The sequence below is a fragment of the uncultured Flavobacterium sp. genome, from assembly GCF_963925415.1.
Lineage (GTDB): Bacteria > Bacteroidota > Bacteroidia > Flavobacteriales > Flavobacteriaceae > Flavobacterium.
On sequence record NZ_CAWUTS010000075.1, the window covers coordinates 1 to 13202 of the forward strand.

11 protein-coding genes and 1 pseudogene are annotated in these 13202 nt (G+C 31.0%); 2 read left to right on the forward strand and 10 right to left on the reverse strand.

Annotated features, from left to right (window positions below; genetic code table 11):
* From AABM47_RS05735 to AABM47_RS05775, 9 genes and pseudogenes are all read right to left on the reverse strand, one after another.
* Positions 1-95 (reverse strand): annotated as a pseudogene (locus tag AABM47_RS05735) (nucleoside triphosphate pyrophosphohydrolase); the annotation flags it as partial.
* Between the two features lie 94 nt (positions 96-189).
* A complete protein-coding gene (locus AABM47_RS05740) occupies positions 190-1383 on the reverse strand; it encodes an asparagine synthetase B (protein WP_338410002.1) in 1194 nt (397 codons plus the stop codon).
* 239 nt (positions 1384-1622) lie between these two features.
* On the reverse strand, positions 1623-3170 hold the full coding sequence (dnaB, locus tag AABM47_RS05745) for a replicative DNA helicase (RefSeq protein ID WP_338409970.1): 1548 nt from the start codon (positions 3168-3170) through the stop codon (positions 1623-1625).
* 151 nt (positions 3171-3321) lie between these two features.
* On the reverse strand, positions 3322-4275 hold the full coding sequence (locus AABM47_RS05750) for an acetyl-CoA carboxylase carboxyltransferase subunit alpha (protein ID WP_338409971.1): 954 nt from the start codon (positions 4273-4275) through the stop codon (positions 3322-3324).
* A 272-nt stretch (positions 4276-4547) separates the two neighbouring features.
* A complete protein-coding gene (locus AABM47_RS05755) occupies positions 4548-5489 on the reverse strand; it encodes a DMT family transporter (protein ID WP_338409972.1) in 942 nt (313 codons plus the stop codon).
* Positions 5476-6564, reverse strand: coding sequence for an LptF/LptG family permease (locus AABM47_RS05760; RefSeq protein WP_338409973.1), 1089 nt, complete (start codon positions 6562-6564; stop codon positions 5476-5478). Before AABM47_RS05760 ends, AABM47_RS05755 begins: the two co-directional genes overlap by 14 nt.
* 15 nt (positions 6565-6579) lie before the next feature.
* Entirely contained in the window at positions 6580-7710 is a 1131-nt protein-coding gene (gene tgt, locus AABM47_RS05765) for a tRNA guanosine(34) transglycosylase Tgt (protein ID WP_338409974.1), read from the reverse strand.
* 4 nt (positions 7711-7714) lie between these two features.
* Positions 7715-8281, reverse strand: a complete 567-nt coding sequence (locus AABM47_RS05770; RefSeq protein WP_338409975.1) for a dual specificity protein phosphatase family protein — start codon at positions 8279-8281, stop codon at positions 7715-7717.
* Entirely contained in the window at positions 8278-10215 is a 1938-nt protein-coding gene (locus AABM47_RS05775; RefSeq protein WP_338409976.1) for a sulfatase-like hydrolase/transferase, read from the reverse strand. The genes AABM47_RS05770 and AABM47_RS05775 overlap by 4 nt, the downstream gene beginning before the upstream one ends.
* A 113-nt stretch (positions 10216-10328) precedes the next feature.
* On the opposite strand from AABM47_RS05775, the gene AABM47_RS05780 reads away from it, so the two are divergent.
* Together AABM47_RS05780 and AABM47_RS05785 are read left to right on the forward strand one after the other, a co-directional pair.
* The gene (locus tag AABM47_RS05780) at positions 10329-11174 is read left to right on the forward strand and encodes a transketolase (RefSeq protein WP_338409977.1); all 846 of its coding nucleotides are present in this window, start codon (positions 10329-10331) and stop codon (positions 11172-11174) included.
* Between the two features lie 19 nt (positions 11175-11193).
* Positions 11194-12147 carry a transketolase family protein gene (locus AABM47_RS05785; RefSeq protein ID WP_338409978.1) on the forward strand — a complete coding sequence of 318 codons (954 nt, stop codon included), beginning with the start codon at positions 11194-11196 and terminating at the stop codon, positions 12145-12147.
* A gap of 63 nt (positions 12148-12210) precedes the next feature.
* Here AABM47_RS05785 and AABM47_RS05790 read toward each other — a convergent pair whose 3' ends face one another.
* Positions 12211-13164 carry an FKBP-type peptidyl-prolyl cis-trans isomerase gene (locus AABM47_RS05790; protein WP_338409979.1) on the reverse strand — a complete coding sequence of 318 codons (954 nt, stop codon included), beginning with the start codon at positions 13162-13164 and terminating at the stop codon, positions 12211-12213.
* Positions 13165-13202 lie beyond the last annotated feature (38 nt).

Sequence of the window (13202 nt, forward strand, 5' to 3'; positions counted from 1 at the left end):
GTCTGTTTTTTATCCCACGGACATTTTTCGCGCAATTCATCCATAATATCCAACAAACGATTGAAAGCAGCTAATTGATTGGTTCTATTGTTCATTTAAATAATTTATTGGAGAGTTGTTTGGTTTGTTAAAGGTTATAAAAACAAAAAAAATAGTATTCGCATACTATAAGGTTATAATGCCTAAAAACTAGGTTTTTTGTTTCTTTTTTCGAGCAGCAGGAAACAAAACGTTATTTAATATTAAACGATAGCCTGGAGAGTTTGGGTGTAAGTCTAAAACCGTTGGAGCATCACCTACTCGATGCTGAAAATCTTCAGGATCATGGCCACCATAAAAAGTAAACATCCCTTTACCTTTTGTGCCATGAATATAACGCGCTTCACCATTTATTTTGCATTGGCCCATTATGAGTACATTCGATTTAATTTTATCGGGATCAAAAGCAGTTGTTTGTCCCATAAATCCTTTAACTAAAGTTGTATGGTTTTGGCATAACATAGTAGGAATAGGGTCCCATTTTGCAGAGTACTCCATTAATGAAAAATAATCATTATCCATAGCGAGGGCACCTTTGCCATGTTCGTTTGTGGTATCAATATCTGAAAATTCATAAACTGCAGGGCTGCGCTCTAACGTATAATTTTTAAAAGCAAAAGTATTGGAATAATCTATTTTTGCCTGATAATTTGCTTCACTTGCATCACCATCAAACATAGGCTCACAAATGTCAGTATTTTCAGCAGAAAGAGCAATATCAAAACTATCTGTTGCAGAACACATGGCAAACATAAATCCGCCACCTATTACATAATCTCTTATTTTAATGGCAACAGCTCTTTTTTCTTCTGAAACTTTAGTATAACCTAATTTTTGCGCCAAATTTTCAGCCTCTTTTTTTTGTTCAATATACCAAGGCACATACTTATAGTTAGAAAAAAACTTTCCATATTGACCTGTAAAATCTTCATGATGTAAGTGCAGCCAATCATATAAAATGAGCTGATCTGACAATACTTCTTCGTCATAAATTTTGGTATATGGAATTTCTGCATAGGTTAAAACCATTGTAACGGCATCATCCCATGGTTGTTTTCCTTTTGGTGTATAAACAGCAATTTTAGGTGCTTTTTCTAAAACAACTGTTTCTTGATTTTGTGACGGACTGCTTATATCATCTAAAATTATAGCGGTTTGTCGATCTGATAGTAGCTCAAAAGTTACGCCGCGAATTTGGCATTCTTTTCGAATTTCTTGGGTGTCAGGAAATAAAAAAGAACCGCCTCGATAATTTAATAGCCAATTAACTTTATAGTTTTTTTCTAAAGCCCAATAGGTAATTCCATAGGCTTTTAAATGATTTTGTTGTCCTTCAGATTCCATTGGAACCAATACAAACGATGCTTTTGCTGAAAAGGAAAGTAACAAAAGATATATGTATATATATGTTTTCAAAGTAATTTAGTTTTACTCAAAGATAAAAGAAAATATCAAATGAGAATGTAAAAAATTGGCTGATAGCATAAACCACTTTTATTTTTAATTTTAAGAATTGAAATTTTGGTGAGTTTTATAGTACAACAAGTTCATAATGATAAAACTGATTTAAATAGCTTAATTAGTTAAAATGGCACATCTGAATCATCATCCATATCATTTGCACTGCTTCCAAAAGCTTCATTTGGTGAAGCTACTCTTGGAGTTGCAAAAGGATTTTGCTGATCTAAATTCATTTTTGATGGTAAATCGGCAAAAGGTGTACTAAAGTCATCCAAATTGTCAAACTTTCCTAAGTTACCAATAAACTTAAGACGCACATTGTCTAAACCACCATTTCTATGTTTGGCTACTATAAATTCGGCTTGACCTTGAGTAGGAGATCGTTCTTCGTCATCCCATTCATCAATTTTATAATATTCGGGACGATATATAAACGAAACTATATCAGCATCTTGCTCAATGGCTCCAGATTCACGAAGATCTGAAAGTAAGGGTCTTTTGCTAGAACCACGTGTTTCAACGGCACGCGAAAGTTGGGACAAAGCAACTACTGGAATGGCTAATTCTTTGGCCAAAGCCTTTAAATTTCGTGAAATAGTAGATATTTCTTGCTCTCTATTTCCACTATTTTTTCCGTTACCGCCAGCAGTCATTAATTGTAAATAATCTACAACTATTAGTTTAATTCCATATTGAGAGGTCAATCTTCTGGCTTTTGCACGCAAATCAAAAATAGAAAGTGAAGGAGAGTCATCAATATATAATGGTGCTTTTTCTAAATCTTTTACTTTAATAGAAAGCTGTTCCCACTCGTGTTTTTCTAATTTTCCGGTTCTTAATTTTTCTGAAGATAAGCCTGTTTCTGAAGAAATTAAACGAGTTATCAACTGAACCGATGACATTTCTAAAGAAAAAAAGGCTACAGGCTTTCCATAATCAATAGCCATATTACGAGCCATCGAAAGAGTAAATGCAGTTTTACCCATACCCGGTCGAGCTGCTATAATAATTAAATCAGATGGTTGCCAGCCCGAAGTTAGTTTATCTAGTGCATGAAAACCTGTTGGTATTCCGCTCAAACCTTCTTTACTGGCTATTTCTTCAATTCGTTTTTTGGCTTGAATAACTAAGCTTTGTGCGGTTTCAGAACTCCGTTTTATATTTCCTTGAGTAACTTCATATAATTTTGATTCTGCACGGTCTAACAAATCAAACACGTCGGTTGTTTCGTCATAAGATTCTTCAATAATTTCGCTTGAAATTTTAATTAAACTCCGCTGAATATATTTTTGTAAAATTATTCTTGAGTGAAATTCAATATGTGCAGAAGATGAAACTTTTTGAGTCAATTGAATTAAATAATAATCGCCACCTGCTAAATCAAGTTTTGCATTTTTTCTTAATTGAGCCGATACTGTCAATAAATCGACTGGTTGAGAATCATTAAATAATTCAACAATAGCTTCAAATATATGTTTATGTGCATCTTTATAAAATGCATCAGATTGTAAAATATCTATAACCTCATCGACTCCTTTTTTGTCGATCATCATAGCTCCAAGAACAGCTTCCTCAAGATCTAAAACTTGTGGAGGCAACTTGCCTTTTTCTAAATTAATTATAGCTGTTCTATCGGATCTGATAGGATTTAAACTCTTGACATTTTCCATAATGCTAATGTAATTTAATTTCATCAAAAATGAAATTTGACTTTTCAAAAAAAATTGTTAGTAAAAATTAAAAACTGTTAATAACGTATAAAAAAAAACCGTCAGTTACAATAAAAGACGGATTTTAGATATAAATTAATAATTTGTAGTATTAATCTTTAAATTCTCCCATTTTACTGTATTTATCCATTCTATGAGCAACTAATTCTTTTGTTGATAACTCTTTGAGTTCATCAAAAGCCTTGAGTATATATTTTTTTACAGAAGAAAAAGTTTTAATTCTATCATAATGAGCTCCACCCAATGGCTCAGGAATAATATCATCAATTAATTTATTTTTTTTCATGTCAAAAGAGGTCAGTTTTAGAGCATCGGCTGCTTGCTCTTTATATTCCCAACTTCTCCATAAGATAGATGAACACGATTCTGGAGAAATAACAGAATACCAGGTGTTTTCTAACATAAATACTTTGTTCCCAACGCCTATTCCTAAAGCACCTCCAGATGCTCCTTCACCTACAATAACTGAAATGATTGGCACTTGAAGTCTACACATTTCAAAAATATTACGAGCAATGGCTTCACCTTGTCCGCGTTCTTCTGCTTCTAAACCTGGATATGCTCCGGGTGTGTCAATTAATGTAAGAACTGGAATGCCAAATTTTTCGGCCATTTTCATTAAACGCAATGCTTTTCTATATCCTTCTGGGTTTGCCATTCCAAAATTACGAAATTGACGTGTTTTTGTATTATACCCTTTTTGTTGACCAATAATCATAAACGATTGTCCTCCAATTTTTCCTAAACCACCAACCATTGCTTTATCGTCTTTAACTCCTCTATCGCCAAACAGCTCAAGAAAAGTTCCTTCAGTTAAGGCGTTTATATGGTCCATTGTATAAGGACGGTTTGGATGACGTGAAAGTTGAACACGCTGCCAAGCTGTAAGGTTTTTATAAATATCTTTCTTAGTGTCGTCTAATTTTTTTTGAATTTGCTTACAAGTTGTAGTAACATCCACACTTGACTCTTCTCCAATTACCATACATTTAGTCAACTGATCTTCTAGTTCTTTAATAGGTAACTCAAAATCTAAATATTCCATAAAAAAATAATTGTTTAATGCAAAATTAGTCAAAATTATGGTTTTATAAAATTAATGTTAAAATTCTTTAAATTAAAAGACAATTTTTTTTGCTAGAAAATCTTTTTTACAAAAGAAATGACACCAAACCAATTATTGCTTGAGATTTGAAACAGCTATATTCAAATAAAATTTCTAAATCAGTATTTATAGAAATTAACGACCTTACTTGAATAGCTTTATATATATTGGATTATTAACTTTATTTAGGCTTATTCCTATTTAAATTAAAATTATTTTCGAAGCAATCGTATTTTAATAAAACCATTTAATAAAACCGAGATTAAAATTATAAACGCTCCGATGTAAAAAATAGGTGACATTTTTTCGGTTTCGTTATAAAACAAAAGTGCTAATATTATTCCATAAATTGGTTCTAAATTGGTGGTTAACATTACTGTAAAAGGACTTATGATTTTCATTACTTTTACAGAAGCCAAAAATGCATAAGCAGTGCAAATGGAAGACAATATCATGAGCCAAAAGAAGTCGTTTAATGATAATTGAAAAAAAGAAGCGTCTAATTTATCTGCAAATAACATATAAATAGTTATCGATACAAAACCTACACCTATTTCATAAAAAGAAATAATAGTTGCATCGTGTATTTTTGCAAATTTACCATTGATAACAGAAAAAAGGGCCGATAAAAATGCTGAAATTATTGCTAAAACAACTCCTTCAAAAGGAACAGATGCGTCTGTAAAAATGTGATTAAAACTGCTAAAAAAACCATGTTTTTCAATAGTAGTTGCAAAAGCTATAAAATAAAGACCTACGATCACAAACAAGCCTAAAAACAAATTTAACCAATTCAGTTTTTTTTTGAACAAAACAGGTTCTATAATAGACGCAAAAAAAGCACCTGTAGACAAGCATGCCAATGTGATTGAAATATTAGAAACTTTTATGGCTTCATAAAAAGTAAACCAATGAGCTGCTATTACAATTCCTAATAATGCAAATTGAGTAAAAGTTTTAAATGATATTTTAATGGATAGCTTTTTTATGTATATAAAAATGTATATAAAAATTGCACCAAAAAACATTCTGTAACAAACTAAGTTCAATGCTTCTAAAGATATAACCTTGCCTAAAATAGCCGTAAAGCCCCAAATAAAAACAATTAAATGAAGGTGCAAGTAATTTTTTATATAGCTGTTATCTTTTTGCATTTCTTAATAAATAAACAGCAAGTATGCCAAAAACAATATTTGGAATCCACACAGCCAGTAATGGAGAAAAGGCAGATTTTGATGCTATAGATCCAAAAACTTTATCTAAAAAAATAAAAGTAAATGCTATAACGATCCCAATTGCTAAATTGGCTCCCATGCCACCTCTTCTTTTCATTGCAGAGACTGCAACTGCAATAATGGTAAGGATAAATGCCGAAATAGGTAAACTAAATTTTTTATATAAAACTACTTGATATTCATTGATGTTCGAATTACCTCTTGCTTTTTCTTTATCGATAAAATTAATTAGATTATGAATAGTCATAGTTTCTGCCACATAAATTAAGGGAGTTAAATCATCTGGTTCAAAATTATAAATCTCATTTTTTTTATCACTAAATTCAATAACATCATTTAACTTACCAATAGTTCGCTTTTTATAATCAAACAACGTATAGTCTTTTGATTCTTCATTATATTTAATTCTGGTTGCAGAAACCTTATATAATAATTTATTACCCATACATTTTTCAAAAACAAAATTAAATCCTGTTTTGCTTGAATAACTATAATTGCTTACATAGATATACTCTTTTATATTTTTTTCGTTTTTAATTTGTCTAAAAATATCGTTTGTTTCTCGTGTTTGACTGTTTTCTTTTAACTTGGTATATCTAAAATCATTGAATCCTTTACTTGCATTTGGTACTAAAATAAAACCCATTAAAAACGCAAAAAGAGTAACAATAGAGGCCCCAATAAGATAAGGACGAAGAAAGCGATTAAACGAAATTCCAGAACTTAAAATAGCAATAATCTCTGTATTATTGGCTAGTTTTGACGTAAACCAAATAACCGATAAAAATAAAAATATTGGAAAAAGTAAATTAGCAAAATAAATGGTAAAATCACCATAATAGATTAAGATGTCTAATAAAGGAGTTTTATTTACTATCATTTTATTTACTTTTTCTGACACATCGATCACTATTCCTATTGGAATAAATAACAACAGCATCACTAAAAAAGTGCCTAAATATCGCGTTAATATATATTTATCAATTATTTTCATTTCTGAATTTAAAATTTATAGCCTTTGGCTCATTTGAACTACCATTTTGTCTTTCCATGCTCTAAATGTGCCAGCAATAATTTGCCTTCTTGCTTCTCGAACCAACCACATATAAAAGCCTAAATTATGAATAGTAGCAATTTGCTTTCCTAGATATTCATTTGCAGCAAATAAGTGACGAAGATATGCTTTTGAATACTCAGTATCGACAAAAGTATGTGCCATTTCATCAATTGGAGAAAAATCAGCTTCCCATTTTTTATTTTTTATATTTATAGAACCATAAGCCGTAAACAACATGCCGTTACGTGCATTACGCGTAGGCATTACACAGTCAAACATATCAATTCCTAGCGCTATGTTTTCTAAAATATTTATGGGCGTTCCAACACCCATTAAATAACGGGGTTTATCTTCGGGTAAAATAGCAGTAACCACCTCGGTCATGGCATACATTTCTTCTGCAGGCTCTCCTACAGACAAACCTCCAATAGCATTTCCTTGGGCACCTGCATTTGCAATATACTCTGCAGATTGTTGCCTTAAATCTTTATAGGTACTACCTTGAATTATTGGAAAAAAAGTTTGCTCATATCCATATTTAAAAGGCAAGTTTTCTAAATGATTTATACACCTATCCAACCAACGGTGGGTCATGTGCATAGACCGTTTTGCATATCGATAATCGCAAGGATAAGGTGTACATTCGTCAAAAGCCATGATGATATCTGCCCCAATAGTGCGTTGGATTTCCATTACATTTTCGGGTGAAAAAAAATGATATGAACCATCAATATGACTTTTAAATTTAACGCCTTCTTCTTTTATTTTTCTGTTGGATGAAAGTGAGTATACCTGATAACCTCCTGAATCGGTTAAAATATTTCGATCCCAATTCATAAATTTATGCAATCCACCAGCGGCTTCAATAATTTTTGTTTGTGGGCGAAGATATAAATGATAGGTGTTACCTAAAATTACATCTGGATTTATATCGTTTTTTAATTCGCGTTGATGCACTCCTTTTACTGATGCAACTGTACCAACTGGCATAAAAATGGGAGTCTCTATTACTCCATGATCAGTTGTTATTTTTCCTGCTCTGGCTTGGCTTTTAGGGTCTTTTGAAAGTAATTCAAACTTCATGTTTCTATTTGTCGTTTCTTGGTTTATAGTTTATAAGAAAATCACCTTTTGGTTTTCCTATATCAAAAGAACTCCATTTTGTAATTATTCTGGTTTCTTTTCTTGCTTCTTCTGGGTTTAATTTTTCATATTCTATTTTATAGAGGGCAGAATATAATACAGCTCTTCCTACACCATGGTGACAATGTATCAAAACAGGATAGTTTTTTGGGTTATCCATAACTTCAAAAAAGTAATCTAAATTTTTTTGATTAGGTACCTGGTCAGATCCATTATTAAAATAATTAACATCTTTTAATTTTGAAACAGCTAATTTTTCATCTGTAAGTTCTTGAGGAATTTCTGGATTGTTTACATCATCACCCGTTCCAGGAAAACGCAAATCTATAATGCTCTTTATGTTATATTTTTTTACATAAGCTGCAATTTGATCAGGAGGAATTACTCCTGATTTATATACCTTACCTTCAGAAATTGTTTCTAAATTATGGTTTATATTTACTTTGTAAACATATTTGCCTGTAGCCATTAACGCAACAAAAACGACCAATAAAACTATCTTTTTTTTCATTTCCCTAATTTATTATCAATTATACGATCAAAATAATCTTTCAAAAAAGCTTTACAAGCAATTTCAATTTCATTCATCTCTTTATTTCTTTTATGAATCAAATTTTTATCTAAATTTTTATCATTAATATCATAAAACCCTTGAGCTTTATTACCATCAAAAGTACAAATATAATTTCCTCTTATAAATTGATAACCTTTATTGTTATAGTTTATAACATAAGGTTCTATATCAGAGTCATTTATAAGGCTTCTGCCCCAACTTCTAAATGGTTTATCATATCCAATCATATCTAAAATTGTTGGATAAATATCTATTTGCTGTGCTAGGCTATTATCAACTCCTTTATATTTTTGATCCGGTGAATAAAAAAGAATAGGAACTGCTGATCTATTTACCATTTGATAATATTTTTGATAATGTACTTGATTACCATGATCAGCCGTTATAATAAAAATAGTATTGTTAAACCAAGATTCTTTTTTAGCAGCTTCAAAAAACTTTTTAAAAGCAAAATCTGTATAACCTACACATTGATGCATTTGTATTTGTCCCATTGGAAATTTACCTTGATATTTTTTAGGAATTACATAAGGTTCATGTGAGGTTACGGTAAATATAGTTGAAAAAAAAGGGCCTTTTTTAGCATCTAAAGTTGTTTTCATATATTGAAAAAAAGGTTCATCCCAAATTCCCCATGAGCCATCAAATTCATCATCATTATTAAATTCTGTTTTGCCGTAATAATTATCAAATCCCAATATGTTTCCAAAGCCTAAAAAACCCATAGAGCCGTTAGCTGCACCATGAAAAAAAGAAGTATCATAACCTTTACTGTTTAAGATAGACACCAATGATTCTATTTTTTGTTTGCTGTATGGAGAAGATGTAAAAGCTTCTTCAAAAGATGGAATTCCTGCTAATATTGAAGACATTCCATGTATAGATTTATATCCATTTGCATATGCATTTGGAAAAATTAAACTTTTACCTGCCAGTGAATCTAAAAAAGGGGTGTAACTTATGTAATCTTTTGGTTTAGACTCTTCATTAAAAGCACCTAAATATTCTCTACCAAAACTTTCGGTTATAAATAAAACAATATTTGGTTGTGATGGTTTATTTATATTAAATTGCTTTACAGGCTTTATATATTTTTCAACATCATCAGCACTCACTTCAAATTTAACTTTTTTAAAACTCTGCACATTTATAGTTCTTATAATAGCAAAAGGGGTATTTAAAACTAAATCAGCTTGCTCGATTTTTTTTACATGACGGTTGGCATCAACTAGATTTATAGGTCGAGTAGATTTTTTAAAATCACCCCGAATTCCACCAATCATTAGAGTAGCAAATATTAACAAACAAAAAACAGAAGATATTACATACACGTATTTATTTGTAATACTTTTAGTATCATTAACTTTAATTTTTTTGTATAAATAAATCCAAAGAACTGAAAAAACAATAAATAACAAAAAAACCTGCCAATACGTTAGTATAAATCTAAATAATAAAGCATCAATATTTGCTTCATTTTTTAATAATTCCCATGCGTTTATTGTAGTTCGTGCATAAATAAATTTATAATAAACTAAATCAATAAAGTTTGTAGAATAGGCTATTAAATTTGTAGCAAAATAAACATAAAAAAGTATTTTTTGAAACCCTTTTTTTGTATTAATCCAAAATGGGAGTAAAGAAAGCAAAACAAATAGACTATTAACATACAAAATAGCTGTTGTATCAAATGCTAATCCATGAAAATATATCCTAAAAAACTCATAAACTGATGTTACTTTTAAAACATCATTATTAAAAAATAAAAATAATAGCCTGCTGATAAAATAAAAAAAATAAACCAATAAAAGCCTACATAACAATACTTTATATTCTGAAATTCTAATAAATTTATGAATTGAATTTTTCAAATTAATTACTTTATTTTATGTTAATTTAATGAAAATAATTATTACAATTAATTCTTTGGCAAAAGTAAAAAATAAAATTAACTTTGGCATTAAATTATTCTTAATTAAAAAAAATGCCAAATACACAACAATTACAAGACTTAACTACACAAGTTAGAAGAGATATTCTTCGCATGGTTCATGCTGTAAATTCGGGACATCCAGGTGGATCACTAGGTTGTACTGAATTTTTAGTATGCTTGTATCAAAACCTAATGAAACGAAATGAAGGTTTTGATATGAATGGAATTAATGAAGACCTTTTCTTTCTTTCAAATGGACATATTTCACCGGTATTTTACAGTGTTTTAGCCCATAGCGGTTATTTTCCTGTACAAGAATTAGCAACTTTTAGATTGCTAAACTCACGTTTACAAGGACACCCTACAACTCACGAAGGTTTGCCTGGTATTCGAATTGCTTCAGGTTCACTAGGACAAGGATTGTCTGTTGCACTTGGTGCAGCTCAAGCTAAAAAATTAAATAATGATACTAATTTAGTCTATACCTTACATGGTGATGGCGAATTACAAGAAGGACAAAACTGGGAAGCAATTATGTATGCATCTGCAAAAAATGTAGATAATATTATTGCAACGGTTGACCTTAACGGAAAGCAAATTGATGGAACTACAGATGAAGTTCTAAATATGGGAAGTATTAGAGCTAAGTTTGAAGCTTTTGGTTGGGATGTTATAGACATTAAAGAAGGTAATAATATAGAAGCAATAAATACTGGAATGATAAACGCAAAAAGTAAAACAGGAAAAGGAAAGCCAGTTTGCGTTTTATTACATACTGAAATGGGTAATGGTGTTGATTTTATGATGCATACTCATGCTTGGCACGGTAAAGCACCAAATAATGAGCAATTGGCCAATGCACTAAGTCAAAATCCTGAAACATTGGGAGATTATTAATTTAGTTGATAACAAAAAAATGAAAAAATATACAAATACAGGTAATAAAGATACGCGTTCAGGTTTTGGAGATGGATTAACTGAACTGGGGCAAAAAAATGAAAATGTAGTAGCCCTTTGTGCTGATTTAATTGGTTCATTAAAAATGGACGACTTTAAAAAAAATCATCCAGAACGTTTTTTTCAAATCGGAATTGCTGAAGCAAATATGATTGGAATTGCTGCTGGTTTAACCATCGGTGGAAAAATTCCTTATACGGGTACATTTGCTAACTTTTCTACAGGAAGAGTTTATGATCAAATTCGTCAATCGGTAGCTTACTCCGATAAAAATGTCAAAATATGTGCTTCTCACGCAGGCTTAACACTTGGAGAAGATGGTGCAACGCATCAAATATTAGAAGATATTGGTTTGATGAAAATGTTGCCCGGAATGACCGTAATTAATACATGTGATTACAATCAAACTAAAGCAGCTACAATTGCTATTGCAGATCACCATGGACCCGTTTATTTGCGATTTGGCAGACCAAGTGTGGCCAATTTTACTCCAGAAAACGGTGAATTCATTATCGGAAAAGCAATTTTATTAAACGAAGGAACTGATGTTACAATTGTAGCAACTGGCCATTTGGTTTGGGAAGCTTTAATAGCTGCTGAAAAACTAGAAGAAAAAGGAATTTCGGCAGAAGTAATAAACATTCATACCATAAAGCCTTTAGATGAAGAAGCTATTTTAAAATCTATTGCAAAAACGGGATGTATTGTAACAGCAGAAGAACATAATATTTTAGGAGGATTAGGCGAAAGTGTTGCTAGAACTCTAGTTACAAACAACCCAGTTCCTCAAGAATTTGTTGCAGTAAATGATAGTTTTGGCGAAAGCGGCACTCCTGCACAATTGATGGAAAAATACAAATTAAATAACGAAGCCATAGTCGATGCTGTTTTAAAAGTAATCGCAAGAAAATAGATTTTATTAAGCACAAAAAAAGCCAATTCTTACGAATTGGCTTTTTTTATATGTTATAAATATTTACTCACATAATATCAAATGCTTTCGTACTCGAGTAGGTGTAATAAAATCACCTAAACAATCAGGAATTCCTTTAGTTTCATCATAGGGTGTAGAAGGGTCATCGGTAGCAGCACCATTAAAAGGATAGTATCCTTTTTTAGTAATACCATTTTCAACATAAGTAAATTTGATTTCCTCCTTGGTCAATATGCCGTCATTATCATCGTCAATATCTAGATAATTAGGCGTACCATCAGCATCTGTGTCAAGTAATGTTATACCATCTGTATCATAGTACTCATCCATAGATAATATTTTGTCAAAATCTTGATCTCGATGTCTTTGATTATATAATTTAAAATTAAAGATCAATTGCGAATAAGAAGAAATTAAACCTACTGAAGCACTATAATATCCAAATGAAGAAGGCAAAAACATAACACCTGCACCATAATCACTATATGTTACAGTTCCGTTTCCATTGATAGTTGAAGTACCTCCTTTAAACTTTGTTACTATCTCACCCCATCCCGGAATTACTTCTTCTAGTTTAAACCAAACGGGTGTTTCAGCAGCATCAAAAACGGTGTTGTCTAACAAAGACCCTTTGTAAGAAACAAAAGCCGAATCAACCTTTATAGGTTGCTCTCCAATTCCTTCATTTAATACCAGGTAATAAAGGTTATAGGTTAAATCATTTCGTTCAACAGGTACAGATACAAGATTAGGCATATCCTTAATAGGCGTTTGTGTACCACCCTCTGCAATTAATGTAAATTCAGTATCAAATGTCAAAGGATCTACAGTAACAAAATGAGTTGCTAAAAAATCGTCAATAGCTGCTTCATCAATAGGGTATTGTTCTGAATAGGCTAATGGAGGCGTAATAGGCTCAGGATCATTATTATTAGGACACCCAGCAAATAGTGTAGCTAAAACAATAAAACATAGTATTTTAAAAATATTCTTCATTTTTTCCTTTTTTATAGTGGCGCAAGATACAATTTTGA

Coding starts and splice junctions, on each gene's coding strand:
- AABM47_RS05740 (WP_338410002.1), bottom strand. CDS start 1,383: ATGGAATCTGAAGGACAACAAAATCATTTAAAAGCCTATGGAATTACC.
- dnaB (WP_338409970.1), bottom strand. CDS start 3,170: ATGGAAAATGTCAAGAGTTTAAATCCTATCAGATCCGATAGAACAGCT.
- AABM47_RS05750 (WP_338409971.1), bottom strand. CDS start 4,275: ATGGAATATTTAGATTTTGAGTTACCTATTAAAGAACTAGAAGATCAG.
- AABM47_RS05755 (WP_338409972.1), bottom strand. CDS start 5,489: ATGCAAAAAGATAACAGCTATATAAAAAATTACTTGCACCTTCATTTA.
- AABM47_RS05760 (WP_338409973.1), bottom strand. CDS start 6,564: ATGAAAATAATTGATAAATATATATTAACGCGATATTTAGGCACTTTT.
- tgt (WP_338409974.1), bottom strand. CDS start 7,710: ATGAAGTTTGAATTACTTTCAAAAGACCCTAAAAGCCAAGCCAGAGCA.
- AABM47_RS05770 (WP_338409975.1), bottom strand. CDS start 8,281: ATGAAAAAAAAGATAGTTTTATTGGTCGTTTTTGTTGCGTTAATGGCT.
- AABM47_RS05780 (WP_338409977.1), top strand. CDS start 10,329: ATGCCAAATACACAACAATTACAAGACTTAACTACACAAGTTAGAAGA.
- AABM47_RS05785 (WP_338409978.1), top strand. CDS start 11,194: ATGAAAAAATATACAAATACAGGTAATAAAGATACGCGTTCAGGTTTT.
- AABM47_RS05790 (WP_338409979.1), bottom strand. CDS start 13,164: ATGAAGAATATTTTTAAAATACTATGTTTTATTGTTTTAGCTACACTA.